17 protein-coding genes and 2 tRNA genes are annotated in these 24,855 nt (G+C 65.6%); 11 read left to right on the plus strand and 8 right to left on the minus strand.

Translation table 11 applies throughout. From position 1 onward, the window contains the following. Positions 1-4: 4 nt before the first annotated feature. The 3 genes from ACW179_RS11940 to infC all read right to left on the minus strand — a co-directional run bounded on the left by ACW179_RS11940 (position 5) and on the right by infC (position 4,761). Complete coding sequence (locus ACW179_RS11940) at positions 5-1,939, minus strand: alpha/beta hydrolase family protein (protein WP_492064306.1); 1,935 nt, start codon at positions 1,937-1,939, stop codon at positions 5-7. A 197-nt stretch (positions 1,940-2,136) separates the two neighbouring features. Beyond that, positions 2,137-4,089 carry an alpha/beta hydrolase family protein gene (locus ACW179_RS11945; protein WP_492059728.1) on the minus strand — a complete coding sequence of 651 codons (1,953 nt, stop codon included), beginning with the start codon at positions 4,087-4,089 and terminating at the stop codon, positions 2,137-2,139. Positions 4,090-4,239: 150 nt separating this feature from the next. After that, on the minus strand, positions 4,240-4,761 hold the full coding sequence (infC, locus tag ACW179_RS11950; RefSeq protein ID WP_492059729.1) for a translation initiation factor IF-3: 522 nt from the start codon (positions 4,759-4,761) through the stop codon (positions 4,240-4,242). A gap of 221 nt (positions 4,762-4,982) precedes the next feature. Here infC and ACW179_RS11955 point away from each other — a divergent pair, with 221 nt between their 5' ends. Then, on the plus strand, positions 4,983-5,582 hold the full coding sequence (locus tag ACW179_RS11955) for a YitT family protein (protein ID WP_492059730.1): 600 nt from the start codon (positions 4,983-4,985) through the stop codon (positions 5,580-5,582). On the opposite strand, the gene ACW179_RS11960 is transcribed toward ACW179_RS11955, so the two are convergent. Together ACW179_RS11960 and ACW179_RS11965 are read right to left on the minus strand one after the other, a co-directional pair. Further along, on the minus strand, positions 5,579-6,547 hold the full coding sequence (locus ACW179_RS11960) for a glycosyltransferase family 9 protein (protein WP_492059731.1): 969 nt from the start codon (positions 6,545-6,547) through the stop codon (positions 5,579-5,581). The genes ACW179_RS11955 and ACW179_RS11960 overlap by 4 nt on opposite strands. After that, positions 6,544-7,740 carry a glycosyltransferase family 4 protein gene (locus ACW179_RS11965; protein WP_492059732.1) on the minus strand — a complete coding sequence of 399 codons (1,197 nt, stop codon included), beginning with the start codon at positions 7,738-7,740 and terminating at the stop codon, positions 6,544-6,546. Before ACW179_RS11965 ends, ACW179_RS11960 begins: the two co-directional genes overlap by 4 nt. 54 nt (positions 7,741-7,794) lie before the next feature. On the opposite strand from ACW179_RS11965, the gene ACW179_RS11970 reads away from it, so the two are divergent. From ACW179_RS11970 to ACW179_RS11980, 3 genes are all read left to right on the plus strand, one after another. Then, positions 7,795-8,664 (plus strand): alpha/beta fold hydrolase, encoded by an 870-nt coding sequence (locus ACW179_RS11970; RefSeq protein ID WP_492059733.1) that lies wholly within the window; start codon positions 7,795-7,797, stop codon positions 8,662-8,664. Positions 8,665-8,768: 104 nt separating this feature from the next. After that, positions 8,769-9,038: a CopG family ribbon-helix-helix protein gene (locus tag ACW179_RS11975; protein WP_492059734.1), complete on the plus strand. Its 270-nt coding sequence runs from the start codon at positions 8,769-8,771 to the stop codon at positions 9,036-9,038. 3 nt (positions 9,039-9,041) lie between these two features. Continuing rightward, complete coding sequence (locus tag ACW179_RS11980; RefSeq protein WP_492059735.1) at positions 9,042-9,326, plus strand: type II toxin-antitoxin system RelE/ParE family toxin; 285 nt, start codon at positions 9,042-9,044, stop codon at positions 9,324-9,326. Between the two features lie 126 nt (positions 9,327-9,452). On the opposite strand, the gene ACW179_RS11985 is transcribed toward ACW179_RS11980, so the two are convergent. Both ACW179_RS11985 and ACW179_RS11990 read right to left on the minus strand, forming a co-directional pair. Further along, positions 9,453-9,971 carry a hypothetical protein gene (locus ACW179_RS11985; RefSeq protein ID WP_492059736.1) on the minus strand — a complete coding sequence of 173 codons (519 nt, stop codon included), beginning with the start codon at positions 9,969-9,971 and terminating at the stop codon, positions 9,453-9,455. Positions 9,972-10,096: 125 nt separating this feature from the next. Beyond that, positions 10,097-10,957, minus strand: coding sequence for an SDR family oxidoreductase (locus ACW179_RS11990; protein ID WP_492059737.1), 861 nt, complete (start codon positions 10,955-10,957; stop codon positions 10,097-10,099). A 149-nt stretch (positions 10,958-11,106) separates the two neighbouring features. Here ACW179_RS11990 and ACW179_RS11995 point away from each other — a divergent pair. From ACW179_RS11995 to ACW179_RS12020, 6 genes are all read left to right on the plus strand, one after another. Then, a tRNA-Gly gene (locus ACW179_RS11995) sits at positions 11,107-11,181 on the plus strand. Positions 11,182-11,226: 45 nt separating this feature from the next. Next, positions 11,227-11,301, plus strand: a tRNA-Gly gene (locus ACW179_RS12000). Positions 11,302-11,437: 136 nt separating this feature from the next. Beyond that, positions 11,438-13,204 (plus strand): DUF885 domain-containing protein, encoded by a 1,767-nt coding sequence (locus ACW179_RS12005; protein ID WP_492059738.1) that lies wholly within the window; start codon positions 11,438-11,440, stop codon positions 13,202-13,204. A 216-nt stretch (positions 13,205-13,420) separates the two neighbouring features. Then, positions 13,421-14,344 (plus strand): ROK family protein, encoded by a 924-nt coding sequence (locus tag ACW179_RS12010; protein ID WP_492059739.1) that lies wholly within the window; start codon positions 13,421-13,423, stop codon positions 14,342-14,344. After that, positions 14,331-15,842 (plus strand): carboxylesterase/lipase family protein, encoded by a 1,512-nt coding sequence (locus ACW179_RS12015; RefSeq protein ID WP_492059740.1) that lies wholly within the window; start codon positions 14,331-14,333, stop codon positions 15,840-15,842. The genes ACW179_RS12010 and ACW179_RS12015 overlap by 14 nt, the downstream gene beginning before the upstream one ends. Before the next feature lie 52 nt (positions 15,843-15,894). Next, positions 15,895-19,323: a glycosyl hydrolase 2 galactose-binding domain-containing protein gene (locus ACW179_RS12020; RefSeq protein WP_492059741.1), complete on the plus strand. Its 3,429-nt coding sequence runs from the start codon at positions 15,895-15,897 to the stop codon at positions 19,321-19,323. Positions 19,324-19,330: 7 nt separating this feature from the next. Here ACW179_RS12020 and ACW179_RS12025 read toward each other — a convergent pair whose 3' ends face one another. Next, positions 19,331-20,548, minus strand: a complete 1,218-nt coding sequence (locus tag ACW179_RS12025) for an ROK family protein (protein WP_492059742.1) — start codon at positions 20,546-20,548, stop codon at positions 19,331-19,333. Between the two features lie 996 nt (positions 20,549-21,544). Here ACW179_RS12025 and ACW179_RS12030 point away from each other — a divergent pair. After that, positions 21,545-24,805: a TonB-dependent receptor gene (locus ACW179_RS12030; protein ID WP_492059743.1), complete on the plus strand. Its 3,261-nt coding sequence runs from the start codon at positions 21,545-21,547 to the stop codon at positions 24,803-24,805. Positions 24,806-24,855 lie beyond the last annotated feature (50 nt).

Below are 24,855 nucleotides of genomic sequence, written 5' to 3' on the forward strand. Positions count from 1 at the left end.
CGCCTCAGTCCGGCGGATTGTGCTTTTCCAGGAACGCGACGGTGGAGGTCAGCATAGTCAGCCGGGTGGCACCGCTGGACAGCCAGTGATCCTCGCCGTTCAGGGTGACGAACTCCACGGGCTTGCCGGCCTTCTTAAGGGCTGCCGCCATGATCAGGCTTTGCTCATAGGGGACCACGGTGTCGTCCTTGCCGTGGATCAGCAGGATCGGGATGTCGGCTTGATCGGCAAGCTTGGCGGGCGAGATCGTCGCCAGGTCCGGGTCCTTGAGGCCATCAGCGCCCATGAACCTCAGCCAATAGCGCATCCCCGAATTGCTGGTGGTCTCGTAGCGCTTCTGGTTGTCCTGCAGCATGCGCTTGAGGTCGGACGGGCCGGCGACCGATGTGGCGCAGCGATAGACGCCCTTGTCCATGGTGGCCCCTGCAAGGGCTGCGTAGCCGCCATAGGAGGCACCGACGATGCAGACGCGCTTTGGGTCGATCAGGCCCTGGGCGGCCAGGTCGCGCACGCCGTCCGACAGATCGGTCTGCATGGCCTTGCCCCACTGGCCAAAGCCGGCCTGGATGAAGTCCCAGCCAAAGCCTTCCGAGCCGCGGAAATTGGGCTGCAGCACCGCATAGCCACGTGAAGCCAGGGCCTGGCTCCACCAGTCGAAGCCGGGGGTGTCGCGTCCCTCGGGGCCACCATGCGGCAGCACGACCAGCGGCAGGTTTTTGGCTGTCTTGCCACGCGGCAAGGTGAGGTAGCCGGTGATCTCCAGGCCATCCTTGGCCTTGTAGCGGATCGATCTGACGGGCGAGATCGCCTCGGGCGGGATATCATGATAGACCATGCCCAGCCAGCTGGCGCTCTGCGCGTCCAGGTCGATCAGGGCGTAGGCCGGGCCGTCAATGGCGGAGTCGACATAGACGACGATCTTGCGGCGGTCCTGCGACCAGGATGAAAGGCTCACGCGGTCTCCCGCAAAGGCCTCGACCACGGCATTCCAGGCCGCCTGGCTCTTGGCGTCGAAGAAGGTGTAGCGCAGGTCGTCTCCCACCAGACTAAGGCCGCCCAGAAGGCCCAGTGTGGCTGGGTCATGGAGCAATCCGTCCAGATCCACGCCTTTGGGCAGGTCGGTGCGGGAGCCATCGACGGCATACTCGGTGAGGAGCGTCTCGTGCTTTTCGTCGGTTTTCCAGATCAGGACAGACTTGCCGTCTCGCCCGAAGCCGGAAAGCCCATAAGAGCCCATCGGTGCCACGGCCTGATCGACGGTCTTCCAGGTCCTGTTGATCTTCATCTTCAGGGACCAAAGCCCCTTCCTCTGATCATAGAGGGATTGAGCGACAGGATCACCCGAGGCGTCAACCAACCAGCCGTCTGTGTCCTCGCCGGCACCGTAATCCAGCATTCGGGTGACGCCGGTGTCGAGCTGAACGCGATAAAGGGTGTTCTGACCCCTGTTGTTGACGAAGTGTATGCCTTCCAGAAAGGCATGGGGCGCGTCGTCAATCGTTCGAACCATCGGGGGGGCAACCACGACGTTCATGGAGTCCGACTGGTTGTTCAGCAGCATGGTTTGCTTGCCGGTGGCGACGTTGAAGTCCAGCGCCATGTAGTATTCGCGCTTGGGTCCTGACAGACCGTGCACCTCTGCGGTCTTGGACGAGACGACCAGCACATGTCCGGGTCCGGCCCATTGGACGTTGCGCACCTTGGCTGTGCCCATCTTGATCCCGATGACGTTAGTTCCATCCGGCTTGCGGATCATCAGGAAGCGCTGCTGGCCATCCGAGATCGTCACCGCCAGCAGCTTGCCGTCCGGGGAAATTTTCACGCTTTCCAGATTGGGCAGACGGCCATAGGCCGCCAGCGGATCAGGCCGCTGCGCCCATGCGGGAGAGCAGAGGCTGGCCAGGCACAGCACGACGGCCGCCAGATACGGTTTCAAGATCACGGCCTTTAGTCCCCCAACTGGATCAAATCTATCAGGGCGCGAGTGTCTGTCGAGTGGCCTTGTGGGTTGTCCGTCTGGCGGGGCGCAACAAAAAACGCCCCGGACCATGTCGCGGGGCGTTCCTGTCGATCAGTATGTCCAGAAATCAGATCAGCGCCGGGCCAGGATCTTGATCCCTCACAAGGCTCTAGCGGTCAGTCCGGCGGATTGTGCTTCTCCAGAAACTCGACCGTCGCGGTCAGCATGGTCAGCCGGGTTGCGCCACGGGAGAGCCAGTGGTCTTCGCCGTCCAGCGTGACCAGTTCGACGGTGCGCCCGGCGCGTTTGAGCGCGGCCGCCATCAGCTCGCTTTGATCATAGGGGACCACCGTGTCGTCCTTGCCGTGGATCAGCAGGATCGGAATGGTCGCCCTGTCAGCCAGTCGCGCCGGCGAGACGGTTGCCAGGTCCGGATCGCGAACGCCGTCGGCACCCATGAACCTCAGCCAGTAGCGCATGGCTGAGTTGGGTCCGTCATAACGCGAGCCCGTGTAGTCGAGGAAGCGTTTCAGATCCGACGGGCCTGCGACTGAAACCGCGCAACGATAGACGCCTGGATCGATCGTTGCGCCGGCCAGGGCCGCATAGCCGCCATAGCTGCCGCCGATGATACAGACCCGCTTGGGATCGATGATGCCCTGCGCCGCAAGGTCGCGCACACCGTCAGAGAGGTCGGTCTGCATCTTCTTGCCCCACTGGCCAAAGCCGGCTTCGAGGAAGGACCGGCCATAGCCCTCCGAGCCCCGGAAATTGGGCTGCAGGACGGCATAGCCGCGAGAGGCCATCGCCTGGGCCTGCCAGTCGAAGCCGAGCGTGTCGCGCCCTTCTGGCCCGCCGTGCGGGAACACGACGAGCGGCAGGTTCTTGGGGTCTCGTCCCTTAGGCAGGGTGAGGTAGCCGTTGATCTCAAGCCCGTCGGCGGCCTTGTAGCGGACCGGTCGCACCTCCGAGACGCTGTCGGAGTGCAGTCCACGATAGATGTCGCCCAGCCAGTGGGCGCTCTTGGTGTTGAGATCGACGAGGGCGTAGGCCGGGCCGACCATCGGCGAATCGACCATCACCACCACCTTGCGACGATCGTCGGACCAGGAGGTCAGCGCCACCTGGTCGCCGGGAAAGGCCTTGAGCACCGTCTGCCAGGCGGCCTGATCCTTGGGGTCGAAGAACTCATACTGCGCGACATCTCCCACCTGCTTGACCCCGCCGATCAGCCGGGAGTCGCCGGGCGCGAAGATCAGCCCTTCAAACTCGGCTGAGCCGGGAACATCGGTCTTGCTGCCGTCGTCCCGGTATTCTCGTAGGATCGTCTGGTCGGGATTGGCCGGATCGTCGACCCAGACCACAACGGATCGCCCGTCACGCCCCAGGCCCTGGATCTGTCTGGAGCCCATCGGCAGACTGGCCCGCTCGACGATGTTGAAGTCCTTCTCGCCGCGCACCTTGAGGGTCCAGGCCTGGCGCTTTTCATTATAGAGGGTCTGGCCCAGGGGCGCGCCATCCGGGCCGACCTGCCAGTCATCGGTATCGACATCGCCGCCGAGGTCGATTTTCGAGTGAAAGCCGGTCTTCAGGTTGATCCGGAACAGGCTGTTGCGGCCCTGGATATCAACGAAGTGAATACCTTCGACCAGCGCATAGGGGACGCCGTTGATGATCCGCACTTCCGGAGGACCCAGGACCACGCTCAGGGTGCCAGGCAGCTTCGTCATCAGCTTGGTCTGCTTGCCGGTGACGAGGTTGTAGTCGAAGGCCATCAGGTATTCGCGCTTGGGCCCCTGGATACTGAGGGACTCGAAGACCTGCGAGGTGGTGATCAGCAGGTGGTCCTCCCCGGCCCACCGCACGCTGCGCAGCTTCTGATTGTCGAACAGCAAGACCCTCTCGGCCTTGCTGTCCTCGGTCGCGCCACGAACGACGATCGCCCGGTTTTCCTGGTTGGTGACAACCACGGCGAGCTTGGTTCCATCCGGCGAGATTTCGAGCTGTTCGATGTTGGGCAAGCCGCCATAGGCGGCCAGAGGCGTCTTCTCCGTTGCCGCTGTGCTGGTCGGCGCAGCGACAAGCATGGTCAGACACGCCGCTGTCGCGGCCAAACGCTTCGTGATCACGCTGAATAGTCCCCCAACTGGATCCAAAGCTATCAGGGCGCGAATTTCTGTCGAGGGGTCTTGGAGGTTGTCGGTCTGGCGGGGCGCAACGAAAAACGCCCCGGACGGTGTCCGGGGCGTTCCTGTCGATCGGTGTGTCGAGAGATCAGATCAGCGCGGGGCCAGGATCATGATCATCTGACGGCCTTCCATGCGGGGCTCGTACTCGACCTTGGCCACTTCCTCGAAGTCGGTCTTGACCTTGATCAGCAGCTTCATGCCCAGTTCCGGGTGTGCCATTTCGCGACCGCGGAAGCGCAGGGTCACCTTGACCTTGTCGCCCTCCTCGAAGAAGCGGTGCATGGCCTTGGCCTTCACATCGTAGTCGTGGCTGTCGATGTTGGGGCGGAGCTTGATTTCCTTGAGCTCGACGATCTTCTGCCGCTTGCGCGCCTCGTTCTTCTTCTTCTGCTCCTGGAACTTGAACTTGCCGTAGTCCAGAATCTTGCAGACGGGAGGATTGGCGTTCGGAACGATTTCCACCAGGTCCAGGCCAGCTTCCTCGGCCGCTTCAAGAGCGGACGCAGTCGGCATTTCACCCTGCTTCTCGCCATTCTGGTCGATCAGCAGGACGCGCGGGACGCGGATTTCATCGTTGATACGCGGCCCGTCCTTGACGGGTGGCGTTTGCATAGGACGGCGAATAGGGGCGGCTCCGGTACAGTTGAAGATGTTCGCGCTGCGCGAAGGCGCGCTGCGAGAGAATGATATATGACCTGTCGGGTGCCCCCTATCAAGCGGCGCGCAATTAAAGACAGGCCATCAGCCGCCGATCCCGGCGGCGGACAGGCCGCGCGGGACGGAAACGGACAGGCGGGACCCTTCATTCGTCCACGGATATCGCCGGCTTTCCCATGGTCCAGCACCGCCACACGCCCCTTGAAGACGTCCACGCCCTGCTGATCGGGTCCAGCTTCATCGCCGTGGGTCTGACCCTGCTGAAGACTGCCGGCCTGGTCACGGGCGGGGTCGCCGGAGTGGCCCTGATCCTGTCCTACCTGACTGACTGGCCGGTGGGCACGGTGTTCCTGGTGCTCAATATTCCCTTCTGTATCCTGGCCCAGCGCGCCCTGGGCTGGATGTTCACCCTCAAGACCCTGGCCACCAACCTGCTGCTGGCGGGGCTGGCGTTTGGCATGCCCCACTGGCTGAGGGTGACGGGCGTTGATCCTGTCTTCGCCGCCGTCTTCGGGGGCACGATCATCGGCATGGGCATCCTGGCCCTGGCGCGCCACCGCTCCAGCGTTGGCGGGGTCGGGGTGCTGGCGCTCTATCTGCAAGAAAAGCGCGGCATCAGCGCCGGTAAGGTGCAGATGGTCGCCGATTGCCTGGTGGTGGCGGCCGCTTTTGCGGTGATCGACCCGACCAGGCTGCTGCTGTCGATTCTCTCGGCGGTGGCGTTGAGTGTGGTGATCATCGCCAACCACCGGCCCGGGCGCTACGCGGGGTATTAAGGTAGCAGGCTCATTGCTGCGCTGGCCACCGTCGAGACGGGCAGGGCCTTGAGGTCGGGCGAGCGGATCACCGCCACGTGGCCACGGGGGCCGCACAGGTCGGGGTCCGATGCGTCGGAGAATAGGGCGATGGTCGGGGCACCGGCGGCGGCCAGCAGGTGGGTGGGGCCGGTGTCGTTGCCGACCACCAGCGCCGCCTTGGCACCCAGCACGGCCAGTTGGGCAAAGTCCGTGCGGCCGGTCAGGTCGCGGGCCTGGCCTACAGCCTTCTGGATCTGGCGCGCCATGGCGCTTTCCTGCGGGCCGCCGATGATCACGATGTCCAGGCCGCGCGCCTTCAGCAGCGAGCCCAGCTGGGCGAAGTTCTCGACCGGCCAGCGCTTTTCCAGCCGGTGGGCCGAGCCTCCGGGTACGAACAGCACATAGGGGCGCGGCGCGGCAGCGCCGGCCACGGGGCGGGCTTCCTTGTGGCGGCGCAGGATCCACGACAGGTCCGGCGGCGGGGCGCTGCCCGGCGCTGTGGGGGCGTCGGGCCAGATGCCCGCAGCGCGCAGCTGGTCGGCCTGACGCTCGAGCGTATGCATTGTCAGTCGCGCCTTGCCGCGCTGAGGCAGCGAGCAGCCCGTGGCGATACCGCTCCACTGGGGCGCAAACGGCCGCAGGGCCTGGAAGTACCAGTTGGTGCGGCTGTTGGTCTGCAGGTCATAGACGCGGTCGTAGCGGGCGGCGCGCAGCCGGCCCAGCATGCGGGTCAGGTCGCCGAAGTCGCCGGGCCGACCGTCGGTCTCGATGGTGTTGAAATAGGGGCTGAGTTTGGCCAGGGCCTCAAAGGGCGGCGTAGTCAGCAGGGTGATCTTGGCCTTGGGGTGAGCTTCGCGGATCTTCTTCATCGCCGCGAGCGCCAGCACGAAATCGCCGAGGGCTCCCAGCTTGATCACCAGGACCTTCTTGATGTCCTTGCTCACCGTTGTCGCTCCAAGGGGCCGGGCTCCAGAAGTCTGGCTTCCAGCACGCGCGCATAGACCTTGAGCGTGGCTTCGCACATCGCGTCCACCGAATACAACCGCCGGGCGCGGGCGCGGGCCGCCTGGCCCATCCGCTGGCGTTTTGAGGCGCCCGCATCGCGCGCGGTGGCCAGGGCAGCGGCCCAGGCGTCGGGATCGCCGGGTGCCACCAGCCAGCCGGTGTCGCCGTGCAGCACCGTCTCGCGCGCGGCGCCGTGGTCGGCGGCCAGCACAGGCCGCCCCATCACCTGCGGCTCCACGGCGGTGCGGCCGAAGGCTTCGGGTTCCAGCGAGGGGGCGATGGCCAGGTCGGCCAGGAGATAGGCGGCGGGCATGTCGTCGCAGTGGCCGACGATGCGCACATCCTCTTGCAGACCCGCCGCCGCGATCTGGCCTTCAAGCTCGGCGCGATAGGCCTTGCGGCCCTGGTCGTCGCCGGCCAGCAGCAGCAGGATCTTCGGATCGCCCGCCGCCTTGAGCCGGGCCATGGCCTCGATCACCAGGGCCTGGCCCTTCCAGCGGGTCAGGCGACCGGCCAGCAGCACCTTGAGGCGTCGGTCTTCGGGCGAGACGCCCCAGACGGCCTGCAGGGCGCTGACCCGGTCGCAGCCGACCAGGCCCGGTTCGAAGCGCGACAGGTCGATGCCGCGCGGAATGGCCACCACCTTGTCGGGGTCCAGCCCGTGCTCGGCGATCACGTGGGCGCGGGTGTATTCGGAATTGGCGATCACCAGGTCGCCCTTGGTCATCACCGCATTGTACCAGCGCTTGAGGTTCGAGCGGGCGTTATAGACCCCGTGATAGGTGGCCACGAACGGCGTTTTCGTCGCCTGCGCCGCCCACAGCGCGCTGAAGGCCGGGGCGCGCGAGCGGGCGTGGACCAGGCTGACCTTTTCGCGCCGGATCAGGTCGATCAGGCGAGCGGCGTTGCCCAGCATCACCAGCGGGTTCTTGGACTGGGCCGGCATGTGGGCCAGTCGCCCGCCGTCGGCCTCCAGCCGGGCGGCCATGCGTCCGCCTTTGGTGGCGACCAGCGCCTTGCCGCCTTGCGCGACGACGGCATGGGCGACATCTATCGTCGTCTGTTCAGCCCCGCCTGTTTCCAGCTCGGGCGTAACCTGCAGAAGGGTGAAATCGGCGGGAATGTCGGACACGCGACTCTCAGCTGAGATGACGGGTTTAGTTAGCGAAAGGATCAAGGCCGCGCCATGACCGAATCCCCCGAGTGGCTGTTTGCGGCCGACAATCAGCGCATTGCCTATCACCGCGTGGACGGGGAGGGGCCGACGGTGGTCTGGCTGGGCGGATTCCACTCTGACATGACCGGCACCAAGGCCCAGGTCCTGGCCGAACAGGCCGCCTCGATGGGCGGCGCCTATCTGCGATTCGACTATTTCGGTCATGGCCAGTCGGACGGCGCCTTTGCCGACGGCACGATCAGCCGCTGGCGCGATGACGCCCTGGCGGTGATCGATGAGCTAACGCAGGGGCCGCTGGTGCTGGTGGGCTCATCGATGGGCGGCTGGATCGCCTGCCTGGTCGCCCTGGCCCGGCCCGAGCGGGTCAAGGCCATGGTGCTGATCGCCCCGGCACCCGACTTCACCGAGAAGCTGATGGCGCCCGAACTGTCTGACGAGGCCCTCGCCGCCATCACCCGCGACGGCTTCTGGACCCGGCCCTCGGAGTATGACGACGGCGGCTATCCGATCACCCGCCAGTTGCTGGAGGACGGCGCGCGGTGGTCGATCCTGCCGGGGCCGGTAGCCATCGACGTGCCGGTGCGGGTGCTGCAAGGCGGCGCAGACCCGGACGTGCCGTGGACTCACGCCCTGGCCCTGGCCAACGGCCTGACCAGCCAGGACGTGGTCTTCACCCTGATCAAGGACGGGGACCATCGCCTGTCGCGCCCGCAGGACCTTGAGCGTCTGACCGCAGCGGTGGCCGAGGCACGGGGCCTGGTCGAGGTGGACGACGACCCGGTCGCGCGGCGTCTGGCGAGGGCGGCCCGGGCGCGGGGCGCGAGCCTGGCGTCAGCAGCCGCCTGGGCGGCGGCGGACCTGGGGCCGGATGAGGAGTAGGGGCTGTCTGCCGGCCTCTGTGGCGGGACAATAGGCGAAAGAACAACAGGCGACGTCGCCTGTAGCGCTGTGTTAGATTTGACCAGCGCCGTTCCGAGAGTTCGATGACCCAATCAGCGCCTTTCAGCATCCAGTTGCAGTCTGATCTTGATGATCAGGTCACCGCCGTCGCCGCCAGCCTTGATCGATCCCGTTCTTGGGTGATCGAGCAGGCTGTGCGCGAGTTTCTGGCCGTGCGCGATTGGCAGGCTGCTGCGATCGATGAAGGTTTGCGGGCCGCCGATGCCGGTGATGTCGTCGATCACGCACAGGTGGCTGAGTGGGTGGCGTCCTGGGATGGGCCTAACGAAAGCCCAATGCCGAAGCGGCCTTAAATCGTGCGGCTCGTCTGGACGGGTCCGGCCGTGCGCGACCTCGTCGCAGCGCGAAACTGGATCGCCACCGATAGTCCCAACGCCGCTGCAGGCCAGGTTGCGCGGGTGGTCGATGCTGTCGCCAAGCTCATCGACTTTCCGAACATGGGCCGCCCCGGTCGTCGTCCGGGAACGCGGGAGTTGGTCATTCCCCGCACGCCGTTCCTGATCGCCTATCGCGTCAAGCCAGACAGCATCGAGGTTCTGAGGTTGCTTCACGGTGCCAAGCGTTGGCCTGAGCGCTTCTGAGTCTCACGTCCTGCTGGCTATGAAGCGGCAGGCTGCGGATCTGTTGCCGGATTGGGATCCTGGGGGGGGGCAGGTGGACGCAAGAGGCGAAGGGCAGGAAGCTGCCGGGGCGCTGAGCAGTCTTAGCTATAAATTAGAGAGGGCTCGTTTTGGCAGCTTAGAGGTCAATTCTCTTGCGCCACGCATATGCTCAAAAAACCATAGTCGTGAGCCATCTCGAAATGTCAGGCGATAACCACCGTAAAGTTTGGCTCTTTTCACTTCAGACACATCGCTGAATCTCTGGACAATTTCCGATCCAAGGATCGGCCGCGTGCGAATTCTATTTCCTTTCCACATAACTGTCCTAAAATAGTTGGCCGAGCCTATGCAGATTGCTCCTCCAACAGCAGCCGCAAGGAGCAGGCAGCCAACAAGGTTCTGCATAGAAGCATCTGTTCGGCTTGAGCCGCCTTTGAGTAGGAAATAGCTGATCACCCCGGCAAAGCCGGTGCAGAAGACCATGGAGCAATGGACGAGCCAGCTCGGTCGGAGGCTATACCAACCGTCATGCAGTTTTTTGGCTGGCCTCCGTGTTCGCTCAGCCAACGCGCCAAGCGCGATCGCAGCGACGGCGCCGATCAGCCCGCTTATAATTGCGCTCACAACTTCGCTTCCTTGGCCGCAGGCGAGTATAGCGTCTTAGTTGCCGCCATCCACCCTGTCCGAACGAAGCGAAGTTCGCCGCTCGAACCTCATCCGCTTTCACCGGGGACAGCCGGAACCGAAATTCACCCCCCACCCGCCAAAATCGCCCGCAACCCCTCGCGATAGGTCGGATACTTCAGCACCCACCCCAGTTCCGCCTTGGCCCTGGCGTTCGAGACGCGTTTGTTCTCGGCGTAGAAGCGGCGGGTGGCGGGCGAGAGCCCCATTTCGTTGAAGGGCAGGTCGGGCGGAACGGGCACGCCCAGCAGGCCGGCGGCGTATTCCATCACGTCCTGCGGCGGGGCCGGTTCGTCGTCGCAGAGGTTATAGATCCCGCCGGCCCTCGGCTGGTCCAGCGAGGCCAGCAGGCCCGAAACGATGTCGTCCAGATGGATGCGGCTGAACACCTGGCCCGGCTTGACCAGCCGGCGGCCTTCGCCGGCCCGCAGGCGGTCCAGCGCGCTGCGGCCGGGGCCATAGATGCCGGGCAGGCGGAAGGTGGTGACCGTCAGGCCCATGCCGCGTCCCACCTGGCGCCAGTCGCGCTCGGCCCCCACGCGGCGGGCGCCTTCGACCGACTGGGCCTTCAGCGGCGAGGTCTCGAACACCCAGCGGCCGTCGAAGTCGCCATAGACCCCCGTCGTCGACAGATAGCCGATCCAGTCGGGAAAGGCCTGCGCCTGGGCCAGGGCGGGAATCACTGATTCCAGGGCCACGCAGCCGTCCGGGCCGGGCGGGGAGGTGATCAGCACGGCGTTGACGCCGACCATGGCGGCGGCCATCGCCTCCTTGTCGCCCGGATCAGCCGGCGTGATCCCGGCCTCGCGCAGGGCATCTGCCTGCTGCGGCGAGCGCGCCGTGGCGGCGATTTCCCAGCCCCTGCCCTGCAGGGCTTGCGCAAAAGCCGTCCCCACATAGCCCAGGCCGAACACGAACAGACGCAAGATCGAAACTCCGCACCCCAATCCCCAAGGGGCCGATTGAGCGCCCGAAAGAACCTGCTTCGCAACCCCTCAAACGGCCCTTGCAAACGAACAAGCGCTCTGCCATAAGCCGCCTCCTCGTCGCGGGGCGGTTCTTTCGCTTCCACGATGCGGGCGTAGCTCAGTGGTAGAGCACAACCTTGCCAAGGTTGGGGTCGAGAGTTCGAATCTCTTCGCCCGCTCCATTTCTCCCCTCTTGGAGAGTGGAACGAGACCCGAGAAATCAGGATGCGGGCGTAGCTCAGTGGTAGAGCACAACCTTGCCAAGGTTGGGGTCGAGAGTTCGAATCTCTTCGCCCGCTCCAATTTCTCTTAAAGACCCTCAAGACCGTTATCGACGACCAAACCAAGCGCTGAGCGCGGGCGGGCTTTGGTGTCTTTGTGATTCCTGATCTAACGCTTCTACCTTGCCGTTCGGGTTGCGTTTTCGGGGAAGCCCACATGATTGATCGTCGTCTGTCCCGCTGGGCCCTGCCCAGCGCACTGGCCCTGGCCCTGATCTCGACAACGGCCCTGGCAAACCCCGCAGGCGATCGCCTGGCCCAGGCGGTTAAGACCTATGAGTCGGCCAATGCCGGGGGCGAGGACGATGACGGCGGCGGCGCCGAGGCGGCGCGCTGGCGCCTGCCGCCGGTGGGGCCCGCCGCCGACGCGGCCAAGAAGGCCAAGCTGGTCGAGGCGCGCAAACTGCTGGCCGATCTGGACAGCACTACCCTGACCCCCGACCAGCGCCTGACCGCCCAATTGCTGAAGTTCTCTCTGGACGAGCGCATTGAGGGCCTGTCGTTCGACGAGTCGCGCATGCCGTTCAGCAGCGACGGTGGCTTTGACGTCACCTTGCTGTACCGCGCCAATGGGATGCGGCTGAAGAGCGAGGCTGAAGCGGTCAAGTGGCTGGACCTGCTGGCCAGGACCTCGGGCTGGTACGACGCCAACCTGGCCAATGCCCGGCGTGGCATCGCCACCGGTTTTGTCCAGGCCATCCCGACCGCCCAGTCGGTGCTGGACCGCGCCCGGCGCACTGCTGCGACCCCGGTGGCCGACGAGCCGCTGCTGGCGCCGCTGCGCGCGCTGCCCGCCAGCGTGCCGGCCGACCGCAAGGCGGCCCTGATCGCCCAGGGCGAAAAGATCCTGGCCGAGAAGGTCGCCCCGGCCCGTGCGGGCTTCGTGGCCTTTATGGAAAAGGAGTATCTGCCCAAGGCTGCCAAGAGCCCTGCGGCGGTCGATCTGCCCGACGGTCAGCGCTACTACGCCTTCCTGGCCCGTCGCCACACGACAACGGCCATGACGCCCGACCAGATCCACGCGATCGGCCAGAGCGAGGTGGCGCGCATCCGGGGCCGCATGCAGACGGTGATGGTCCAGACCGGCTTTACTGGCACGCTGCCCGAGTTCATCGCCTATCTGCGCAAGGACCCCAAGTTCTACGCCACCAGCCGTCAGCAGTTGCTGGAAAAGGCCAGCGAGATCGCCAAGCGCGCTGACGATCAGCTGCCCGCCCATTTCGGCATGCTGCCGCGTCTGACCTATGGCGTGCGACCTGTCCCGGCCAGCATCGAGAAGGGCTACACCACCGGCCGCTATTTTGGCGGCGACCCCAAGACGGGCCGGGCCGGGGGGCTGATGATCAATACCTCCGAGCTGGACCAGCGGGCGCTGTACGAGCTGCCGGCCCTGGTGCTGCACGAGGGGGCACCGGGCCACCATATCCAGACCTCGCTGGCCCAGGAGCAGACCGACGCGCCGGAGTTCCGCAAGGGACTCTATTTCAACGCCTTCGGTGAGGGCTGGGGGCTCTATTCGGAATGGCTAGGCGAGGAGATGGGGATCTATCGCGATCCCTATGAGCTGTTTGGCCGCCTGTCCTACGAGATGTGGCGCGCCTGCCGGCTGGTGGCCGACACAGGCATTCACTGGAAGCGCTGGAGCATTGATCAGGCCCGCGTCTGCTTCACCGACAACACCGCCCTCTCGCCGGTCAATATCGAGGTCGAACTGGCCCGTTATGTCTCGTGGCCCGGCCAGGCCCTGGCCTACAAGGTCGGCGAGCTGAAGATCCTGGAACTGCGCAAGCGTGCCGAAGACGCCCTGGGCGACAGGTTCGACGAGCGCAAGTTCCACGACGCGGTGCTGTTGCAGGGCTCGTTGCCGATGTCGGTGCTGGAACAGCGCATCGACGCCTGGATCGTCGAGCGCAAGGCTGGGTAACAGGCCGCCGCTCCTGGCCGTCACCCTCTAATTTTCCGAGTTCAGACAAAGGTTTGACCCGCGCCTCGCCTTGGCAGGCGCGGCGCGCCCTTGACGTGCCGGCTAAAATAACAAAAATGTTTTTATTAAATATTCTGGCGACGTCGTTGGACGGCGCCGACGGGGCCGAGCGGCGGATCAAGTCGCCGGACCGAAAGGGCAGGAAGGCGCGGCGCGATGGTTCGTATCGGCATCGATTTCGGCGGCACGAAGATCGAGGCGGCGGCGCTGTCGGCCGACGGCCAGCTCCTCGCCACCCTGCGCACGCCCACACCTGGTTCCTATGACGCGGCCATGGCCGCGGTCGGCGACCTGGTGGCGCGGATCGAGCAGCAGGTCGGGGCCAGCGGTTCTATCGGCATCGGCGCGCCGGGCTCGATCTCGCCGCGCACCGGCGTCATGCGCAACGCCAACGCCACCTATTTGAACGGCAGGACCTTTCGCGAAGACCTCTCGGCCGCGCTGGGACGGCCCATCCGGCTGGCCAATGACGCCAACTGCCTGGCGCTGTCTGAAGCCATCGACGGCGCCGCTCAGGGCGCCCGCACGACCTTCGCCATCATCCTGGGCACCGGCTGCGGCGGCGGTCTGGTGGTGGACGGCAAGCTGGTCGAGGGCGGCAGTGGCGTGGGCGGCGAGTGGGGTCACATTCCCTTGCCCTGGCCCGACGCTACCGAGTTCGAAGGTCCCGCCTGCTGGTGCGGCCAGCGCGGCTGCGTCGAGACCTGGGTGTCGGGCTCAGGCCTGCGTCGCGATTTCAAGGCCGTGACCGGACGCGAGCTGACCGGAGAAGCCATCGTGGCCGCCGCTGACGCCGGCGATCTTGAGGCCCAGGCCGCACTCGAGCGCCTGACCCGGCGTCTGGCCCGGGCCATGGCGGTGATCTGCAACATCGTTGACCCGGACGTCTTCGTGCTGGGCGGCGGGCTTTCCAATATCGACGCGCTCTATGATCGCCTGCCGGGGCTGATCGCGCCGTTCGTGTTCGCCGATCAATGGGACGGGCGCGTCGTCAAGGCGCGCTGGGGCGACTCGTCGGGCGTGCGCGGCGCCGCGCGTCTTTGGGACACCGAAGGCTGGGCCGGTGATGTCGCGGCCTGAGCGCAGGGCGCACCTTGGTGGTCTGCTGGCGACCCTTCTGGTTCTGACGGCGCCCGTGATCGCGCGGGCGCAGACCGCGCCGAGCGTGCAGACGGCCCAGGGCCTGATCGTGGGCCAGTTCCGCGAGGCCCCCGGCGCGGTCTTCCTGGGCATTCCCTTCGCCCGGCCACCGGTGGGCGACCTGCGCTGGCGACCGCCGCAACCGGTTGAGGGGACGGGCCGGATCGAGGCGACTGCCCAGGGGCCGGCCTGTCTGCAGAGCAGCTTTGGCTGGAACGCCGCCGACGCGGCCCGGTCCAGCGAGGACTGCCTATATCTCGATATCGCTACGCCAGAGCTGAATTCCCAGGCGCGGCGCCCGGTGATGGTCTGGATCCACGGCGGTGCCAACTGGGCCGGCTCGGGCGCGGGCACGGTCAGTTCCGGACTCTCGTCCAAGGGCGTGGTCGTGGTCAGCGTGCAGTACCGGCTGGGCGTATTCGGCTTTCTGTCGCATCCCGGGCTGACTGCCGAAGGGCAGGGGGCGTCGGGCAACTACGCGCTGATGGACCTGGTGGCGGCCCTGAAATGGGTTCAGGCCAATATCGCGGCGTTCGGCGGCGATCCAGATAATGTCACCCTGTTTGGCCATTCGGCGGGCGGCCAGGACGTGGGCCTGCTGATGCTGTCGCCGATGGCGCGCGGCCTCTATGCCCGGGGCATATTGCAGAGCGGCACGCCGGGCTTTGGCTTTGCGCCCCGCACGCTTGCGCAGAACGAGGCCCTCGGGGTGGACCTTGCCCGTCGTTTCGGTGCGGCGCGGGGGAACGCCGCGAAGGACGCGGGTTTGGCCCGCCTGAGGCAGGCTTCCGGCCCGGCGCTGCTGAAGGCCGCCAAGGACCTGACCGCGCCCATCGACGATCAGGGCTTCATCTGGACGCAGGCGGTGGTCGATGGTGCGGTTTTGCCAGATGCGCCTGACGCGCTGTTGGCCAAGGGCGATGACAGCGCGCCGATGATCGTGGGCAGCAACGCCCGCGAGATCGCCCTGTTTGGTGAGAACACTCGCCGCGCCCGGTCCTGGATCAACACTCAGTCGGCCAGCGTGGCCGGGAGGCTGCGCCAGGCCTATGGCCTTGATCGACGAGGCGGCGCTCCGGCCGATCTGGCCATCCGGGTCGCGACCGACCGGATGTTCCGCTGCCCCGGTGAGCGCGTCGCAGCCGTGCGCACGGCCGCTGGCGCCAGGGTCTGGCGCTATGAGCTGGAGGTTCCTGCGCCGGGAGCGGCGCTCGTCGGGCACGGTTCGGAACTGGCCTATGTCTTCGACGCGCCCGCCGGCCCGCCACTGCAGGCCTATTGGCTGAACTTCGCCAGGACGGGTGATCCTAACGGCGCGGGACTGCCGCCCTGGCCCGCCTATGGCGAGGACCGCAACCACCTGGCCTTCGCGACCACGGCCCCTGTGACCCGGCAAGGGCTGGGGCAGGGTGCCTGCACCAGTCTCCTAAGGCCCTGAGGCCCAACACCCAACAAAACAGGCGGCGTCAAGCCGCGCGGAGGAAACCATCATGTCTCGACCGCTCTCCAGGACCCTGCTGCTGGCCGCCAGCGCCCTGACACTGGCCTTTGCGGGGCAGGCCTTCGGCCAGTCCGCCGCATGGGGACCGTACAACGCGGAGTTCCCGGCCGGCGGCGACGGCCTCTCGCGTCCCCTGCCGGGCAAGGGCAAGGACGACGTTCTGCCGGCCGGCGCGCCCTGGACGATCCAGGGCTGGGTTCAGGCTTCGGAGATTGGCGCGAGCCCTAGCCTGATCGCCGGTCTGGGCGATCCGGCGGCTGCGGGCGCGTTCCTGGTGCAGGGACCGCAAGGGTTCGGCGTCTGGACGGGCGGCAAGGTCCTGATGGCCTCCAGCGCGGTCAAGCCGGGCGAGTGGCGGTCCGTGGCGGCGGTCTCTGATGGGGCCAAGGTGACGCTCTATATCGACGGCGCAGCCGTGGGCGAAGCGCCGGTGGCCCCGGCCGCGACCCCGGCCGTGATCACCCTGGCACCGCGCAAGGCGAGCGGTTTCTCACCCTTCGCCGGCAAGGTGTCAGGCTTTACGGCGCAGGCGCAGGCGCTGTCGGCAGCCGATATCAAAGCCATGGCTGAGCGTAAGCCTGATCCCCTGACGGTCTATGAGACCGGCAGCCCGACCTGGCCGGTGCAGGTGCGCCAGATGTATGGCCAGACCACGCCGCAGGAGGCCTGGACCCGGCCCAAGGGCAAGGGCGCGATCTCGGCGCCCGTGGCCAAGCCCGCCTATGCCGGCCCTGCCCTGGTGGCCAGTGGCACCGATCTCTGGACCCTCAAGGGCTGGAGCCTGGTCGAGGAGCCCAAGGTGTCTGACGGCGGCGCGGCGATCTCGGCCGACGGCTATGACGCCAGGGCCTGGTACGCGGCCACGGTGCCCGGCACAGTGCTGACCACCCTGGTGGATCGCGGCGTCTATCCCGATCCCGACTATGGCCTCAACAACACCGCGATCCCCGAGAGCCTCAACAAGCAGGACTACTGGTATCGCAGCGCCTTTGAGGCCCCGGCCCAGGCGGCGGGCAAGCGCCTGCTGCTCACCTTCAAGGGCGTCAACTATGCCGCCGAGATCTGGCTGAACGGCCAAAAGCTGGGCGACCTGAAGGGCGCGTTCATCCGCGGCCAGTTCGACGTGACGGGCAAGCTGAAGCCGGGCCGCAACGCCCTGGCCATCAAGGTCTCGCCGCCGCCGCATCCAGGCATCGCGCATGAGGAATCCCTGACCGCCGGGGTGGGCGAGAACGGCGGCATGATGGCGCTGGACGGCCCCACCTTTATCGCCAGCGAAGGTTGGGACTGGATCCCCAGCGTCCGCGACCGCAATACGGGCCTGTGGCAGGACGTAGTGCTGACGGCGTCCGGTGACGCGCGGCTGGGCGATGCCCAGATCGTCACGACCTTGCCCAAGGCCGACAACAGCGTCGCCGATATCGAGATCACCGCGCCGGTCGAGAACCTGTCGGATCGTCCGGTGCAGGCCACGGTGACGGCGGCCTTTGACGGCGTCTCGGTGTCCAAGACCGTGACCGTCGCGCCGGGCCAGACCTCGGTTCGGCTCAGCCCTGCCGAGTTTCCGCAACTGTCGGTGGCCAAGCCCCGCCTGTGGTGGCCCAACGGCTACGGCGAGCAGGCGCTGCATCAACTCAAGCTGACCGTGGCGGTCAACGGCGCCCCGTCCGACCAGAAGACCATCCGGTTCGGCATCCGCCAGATCACCTATGACCTGTCGCTGATGAACCCCAGCGGCCACCTGCGCCGGGTACAGGTCGACTTCTCCAAGGCGCGCCAACGCGGCGAAGACATCACCGACGGCTCGCACGAGGGCATCCGCAAGGTGGTCGACGGCTGGGCGACGTCGCTGACGGCGGCGGGCGACGCCTCGCCTGCTGTGACTGACGTGCCGGAAACCGGGCTTTCGCCGCATCTGGTGTTGAAGGTCAATGGCGTGAAGATCGCCGCGCGTGGCGGCAACTGGGGCACCGACGACTGGCGCAAGCGGGTCGAGCGCGAGCGACTGGAGCCCTATTTCCGCCTGCACAAGGAGGCGCACCTCAACGTCATCCGTAACTGGGTGGGACAGAACACGCAGGAGAGCTTCTTCGACCTGGCCGACGAATATGGCCTGCTGGTGCTCAACGACTTCTGGGCTTCGACCCAGGACTATCAGCTGGAACCGCAGGACGTGCCGCTGTTCCTGAAGAACGCCGCCGACGTCATCAGCCGCTATCGCAACCACCCCTCCATCGTCCTGTGGTTTGGCCGCAACGAAGGCGTGCCCCAGCCGATCCTCAACGAAGGGCTTGAGAAGCTGGTCCATGATCTGGACGGCACGCGCTGGTATACGGGTGCCTCCAACCGGGTGAACCTGCAAAACAGCGGGCCCTATAACTACCGCGACCCGGCCACCTATTTCTCGGAACACGCCAAGGGCTTCTCGGTCGAGGTCGGCACGCCGTCCTTCCCGACGCGGGAGGCCTTCGAGGCCGCCGTGCCTGAGCCCGATCGCTGGCCGATCAGCGACACCTGGGCCTATCACGACTGGCATCCCACCGGGAACGGCGCGACCAAGACCTTCATCGACGCCATGACCACCAAGTTGGGCGCGCCGACCAGCCTCGAGGACTTCGAGCGCAAGGCCCAGCTGATGAACTACGAGACCCATCGCGCCATTTTCGAGGGGATGAACCAGGAGCTGTGGACCAAGTCGTCAGGCCGCATGTTGTGGATGACCCAGCCGGCCTGGCCCTCGACCATGTGGCAGATCCTCAGCCACGACTACGACACCCACGGGGCCTTCTACGGCACCAAGTCGGCCTCGGAGCCGGTCCACGTGCAGATGAGTCTGTCCGACCACCGGCTGGCGGTGATCAACAACGGTGGGGCCACCATCGCCGGGGCCAGCCTTCGGGCCAGGGTCTATGACACCGCCGGAAAGCTGCTGGACGACAGTCGCCAGGCGATCGACGTGGCGGCCTTTGACATGAAGCTGGGCGGCGCGCTGAAACTGGATCTGGCGAACCGTGGCGCGGTCATCGTGCGACTGGACCTGACCGGCACCGACGGCGCGCTGCTGTCGCGCAACCTCTACTGGCTGGCGGGCGAGGCACCGACGGGCGCCAGGCTGTCGGACATGCCCGTTCAGCCGGTGTCGCTGTCGGCCCGTCAGGCGCGCTCGGGCGAGGAGTGGGTGATCACCGCAACCCTGGCCAATACCGGCTCGGCGCCGGCCCTGACCAGTAAGCTGACCCTGGTGGACGCCAAGGGCCAGCGCATCCTGCCGGCCTACTACTCCGACAACTATGTCTCGCTGTTGCCGGGCGAGCAGCGCCAGGTCGAGATCCGCTATCCGGCCAAGCCCGGCCAGGGCGCGCCCAGGCTGGAGCTGCGGGGATGGAACGTCAAGCCGCTGACGGCGGGGGTGCGCTGATCGCGCTTCAGGCCTGGTCGGTGTTGCGCAGCGCCGAGCGCGACGGCAGATAGCGGTCGATGATCGGGATGATCGCCGCGCCCATGGCCGGGGCGTCGGCGGCCAGGGCGGCGCGCAGCACCGGAGCCATGGCCAGGATGTTGGGCCGCGCGGCCAGCTTGGCGGTGACCAGGCTGGCCAGGCGGTCGATGACGCCCTCGGGCAGGCGGCCGCCCACATAGATGGCCTGGGGGTTGATCAGGCAGCTGATTGAAATGACGGGATCGACCAGCAGGTCGGCGGCCAGGTCCAGCCACTCTTCAACCCTGGCCTGTCCGGCGGCGGGCAAGTCGGCCAGCTGGGCGGGGTCGCCGACGGCCAGAGCATCGCCCAGAAAGGCGTTGAGGCCCGATAGCGACACCGTCTCCTGCAGGCTCTGGGCGCTGGTTCGTGGCGAGGCCACCGGCAGGAAGCCCAGCTCGCCACTTCGGCCCTGGGCCCCGCGGAAATACTCGCCCTCGACGACCAGGCCGCCGCCCAGACCCGAGCTGACCAGCATGTAGAAGAAGCTGGGCTTGCGCATGCCATGGCCGAAATGCAGCTCGCCCAGGGCCGCAGCGGCGGCGTCGTTCTCGATGGCGACAGGCAGTTCGTGATGGCGCGACAGCAGTTGGCGCACATCGACCCGGTTCCAGGCCTCGTAGGCGGCAGGGCGGTGGGGCAGGTCGACATTGGCGATGTCGTCGGGCATGGCCACCCCGACCCCGATGATCCGGCTGGCTTCGACACCCCGGGTCTTCAGAAACGCCTGCCAGTGTTCCTCGAAGAAGGCCGCAACCTCTTCGGGACTGGCGAAGGCGACCTCGCGCGTCGCGCGGGCCCGCACCTGTCCGGCGAAATCCAGAAGCACGATGGTGATGTGGTCGCGGTCGATATTGAGGCCGATGGAAAAGCAGCCGTCAGGATTGATCGCAAAGGTCATGGCCGGCTGACCGCGAGAGCCGTGCAGCTTGCCGGCTTCCAGGATCAGGCCATCGTCCAGCAGGCGATTGGTGATGTTGGTAATGGCCGGGACGGTCAGGCCCGTCAGGGTCGAGACTTCCTGCTTGGTCTTCGCGGCGCCGATGCGGATCGACTGCAGGGTGACACGCTGGTTGTAGTCGCCGGCGCGTTCCAGATTGGTCCCCGACAGGCTGGCGCCGCGATGGGACGTCTTGGCGGTGGCTCGACTGGGCGCGTCGTGCATGGGCTTGGTTTGCTCCTCGGGAAACGCCCGATAGCACCTGCGTCGGCTTTAAGAAAATTGTCTTGTTCAATTGCGACGCCGGATCCGGTTTTCAGGTCGCGGGGCAGGGCGGGTATGCGGTTGGGCAGCCCCTCACGAGATTCGTCATTCGGCGAGGTCGGTTCCATCAATCGCCGTTCCGGGCGATTGCGTAGCCCTTGCTCTGTCCGGCTCCAGGCACACAGTCCGCGCGTTTCGAAACATCGGCATGTAGCAAGTCTTTTGCTCGAGACGTTCGAGAGTCGCGCCGTCCGGATGATGAGGCAGGCTTGTTCTTTGGTTGCGGAAACGGTGCGCGGACGCCGCCGCGCAGTCCTGTTCCAGGACGAGAAATCCCTTATCTGTAAGGGATGACAGCGTTGACAATTCTGTTGACTTGAGTGGCGCGTTTGTGGATGTTCACCATGGGCGAGAACGGTGTTAGGTCACGCTCGGCCACCAGGGTGTTTGGGGTGCCGTCAAGAGAAGGGGTGGTACACAACCTGCGCGTTACTATCGGATGGCGCTAGGGGCGGGCACTAGGCATTATTTTACTGGTTTAATAGTTAGGTGATGCGGGTCAGTCGTCTGTCTTGTAGCGTTCTGCTTGCGAAGGTTGGGGGTTGTCTGTCCGGTTTCGGAAGGCTCGTCGCCTGAAAATGGCGTCGCTAAAAGGGGCTCGGATCGTCGCTTCGATCGTGTTGTGTATTTCTTCAATTTGATTTATTTAATCAGCATTGCGTCGTGGAAACATTGCCATGGCGCGCTTGCGGGTTGGGGCGCGCGGTCTCTCGGGGCAGCGCTGTCAAGGGGGCGGTCGGGTTGACGCCATGCGTTGGGGCGCATGCGAGGGCCGGCCACCGACCCGTATATCGAGGCTAAACGCTTGAGTGTTCGGTTGTGAGTTAAGCAACTTTAAGTTGCGCCAAGAAAAGACCCGGCCGTGGGCCGTTGAAAAGTCTCTGGGAGGAGATCGGAATGAAGAAAGTGGGTTTGGCGTCCAAGCGGCGCGTGCTCTGCCACAGTGCATCCCTGTCTGTTCTGGGTGCGGTTGCGATGGGCCTGGTCCCGTCCATGGCGCTCGCACAGACCACCCCTGCGGCGCCCGCCGATGACGGTGTCGTCTCCGAGGTCGTGGTCACCGGCGTCCGTCAGGCGCTGAAGTCAGCCCAACAGCTCAAGCGCGACGCCGACACGGTGGTCGACTCGATCACCGCCAGCGACATCGGCGCCTTCCCTGACAAGTCGGTCGCCGAAGCGCTGCAACGCGTCGCCGGCATCACCGTCAATCGCTTTGCGGCCACTTCTGATACCGCTCACTTCTCGGCTGAGCCCTCGGGCGTCATCGTTCGCGGCCTGCCGCAGGTGCGCTCCGAGTTCAACGGTCGCGACAGCTTCAGCGCCAACTCCTCGCGTGGCCTGGGCTGGGGCGACGTCTCGCCCGAGTTGATGGCCGGCGTCGATGCCTACAAGAACCAGACCGCCGAACTGATCGAAGGCGGTATCGCCGGCACGATCAACCTGCGCACCCGCACCCCGTTCGACTCCAAGGGTCGCCTCTTCTCGCTGTCGGTTGACGCCTCCTATGGCGACATCGTCGATCGCGTCACGCCCAGCATCTCGGGCATCTGGAGCGACCGCTGGGATACCGAGATCGGCGAGTTCGGCCTGATGGCCAACTATGCCTATTCGCAGGTTGCGACCAATTCCGAAGGCATCCAGTACGGCCGTACGGCGATCTTCGACGAAGGCATCTATGCCGGCTCGGGCCTGAAGTACATTCCGTCCAGCATTGCCTATCGCGACAACATCTATGATCGCACCCGCAAGGGCGGCGCCTTTGCGGCCCAATGGCAGGACCACGACAAGAAGTTCCTGGCCACGCTTCAGTACAACCGGTCGGAGTACAAGAACGAGTGGGAAGAATATGTCGCGACGGCCAGCCCGTTCGGCCTGTTCGCCCTGCCGACCTCATTCCGCGTAACGCCCGGCAGCAACCTGATCCCGCAACCGCGCGCCGGAACCCCGAACTTCACCTTTGATGACAAGGGCAACTTCCAGACCGGTGTCATGACGTCGGACATCGGCTGGTGGGGCGCTGACAACGCCGGCTCGGCGCAGATCGCGCGTAACAGCCTGGGTCAGCCGCTGGTCAACGCCTGCTATGGCTGGAACGGCTGTACGCCGGCCCGCCGCGGCGGCGATTTCGGTACGGACACGCGCTACAATGTCGGCACCAACGTCACCGAGGATCTCGGCTTTAACCTGAAGTGGAATCCCACCGACCAGTGGCGCTTCAACTTCGACGTCCAGAAGATCGAATCGACCGTCGACAACTACGACATCAGCGTCGGTCAGCAGTCCTTCGCCGACATCGGTCTGGACGCGACGGGCAAGCACCCCAAGCTGACCCTGATGTCGCCGACCAATGTGAACCTGGCGCCGGGCGGTCTGCTGAACCCGAACGCCTATCGCTACAACTATGTCATGGACCACATCGAGAAGTCCGAAGGCGAGGAATTCGCGATCCGCGGAGACGCCCAGTACTTCTTCGAGTCGGACTGGCTGGACTCGCTGAAGGTCGGCGTGCGCTTTGCTGATCGTGACCAGACTGTCCGTTGGGGCGCCTATAACTGGGGTAACATCGCCAACACCTGGAGCAACAACGCCGACTGGTACAATATCGACCAGCACACGGCCAAGGGCAGCTTCACGGGCTATCAGCGCGGTCTCTATGTGAACCGTCAGTTCGACAGCAACTTCTACGGCGGTGGCCTGGTTACGCCCAACGAGTTCGTCTTCTTCAACATGGAGACGATGAGGGACCCGGCGGCCATGCAGAAGGCGCTCGGCTCGGCCTCGACCGGCGTGGGTGACTGGAATGCCCTCTGCTCGGGCAAGGGGCGTCGCGCGGCAGAGAAGAACTGCTTCCTGCCGTCGGAAGTGCTCGACGTTTCCGAAGAGAGCAAGGCGGCCTACGCCATGCTGAAGTTCGGTGGCCCGAGCGCAAACCTGTTCGGCATGAGCTATTCGGGTAACGTTGGTGTTCGCTATGTCGAAACCACCGTCGAAAGCCGGGGTTCTACGGCCTTCCCGCTGACCCTGAGCGATACGCTTCTGGCGTGTACGCCGCGTACACCCCTGCCGGGTCAACCGGTGCCGGTGATCACTCAGACGATCGGTTGCTACATCTCGGCGGACGAAAAGAAGTTCATTTCCGGTCAGACCAATGCCAGCACGATCTCGACGACCCACGAGAACTGGCTGCCCAGCCTGAACGTCAAGCTGGACATCACCGACAAGTGGCTGCTGCGCTTTGCCGCTTCACGGTCGATGGCCCGCCCGGACATGGGCAACCTGAAGAACTTCCGCGCGATCAGCGTCAACCTGCCGAGCGTCGACGTTCCGACCGATCCGCGCTGGGTCAAGAACGCTGCCGGGACGGTTGTCGGGGTCAACCCGCTCTATACGGCCAGCTCGCAGAACCCGCGTCTGAAGCCGATCACGGCCGACCAGTTTGACTTGTCGCTCGAGTACTACTTCGCTGACGTGGGCTCGTTCTCGGTGGCTGTGTTCCACAAGCAGTTCCACGACTACATCCAGTTCGGCGCGTTCAACGAGCAGTTCACGAACAACGGTGTGACGCGGACCGTGCAGGTCAACCAGCCGGTCAACGGCGAAGGAGCCAAGCTCCAGGGCCTCGAAATGGCCTATCAGACCTATTTCGACTTCCTGCCCGCGCCGTTCGATGGCCTGGGTCTGCAGGCCAACTACACCTACGTGAAGAACAAGGGCATCGTGAACACCAACGTCGCCTCGGTTTCGAGCGACGGCGGTGGCGGTACCGGCGGCGGCGGCATTCAGGCCGTTTCCGACAGCATCAAGGTCGACGCGCTCGAAGGCCTGTCGGAGCACGCCTACAACGTCGTCCTGATGTACGAGAAGGGCCCATGGGCGGCTCGTCTGGCCTACAACTGGCGTTCCGAATACCTCGTGACGGCCGTCGACTGCTGCGTGGCCTTCCCGGTCTGGCAGGATGACGCCGGCTTCCTGGATGCGTCGCTGCGTTACAAGGTCAACGACAACGTCGAAGTCAGCCTGCAGGGCAGCAACCTGCTGGCCACCGAGACGGTCCTGCGTCAGCAGGTTACCGACTTCGACAAGGGTCGCACCCTGACGCCGAACGCGTGGTTCAAGAACGACCGCCGGATCCAGGCAGGCTTCCGCCTGAAGTACTAGGATCGGATGCGGGGCGCGTCGCCGGTGGCGGCGCGCCCTTCGCGTTTGCA

The sequence above is a fragment of the Caulobacter sp. AVps18 genome, assembly GCF_058681425.1.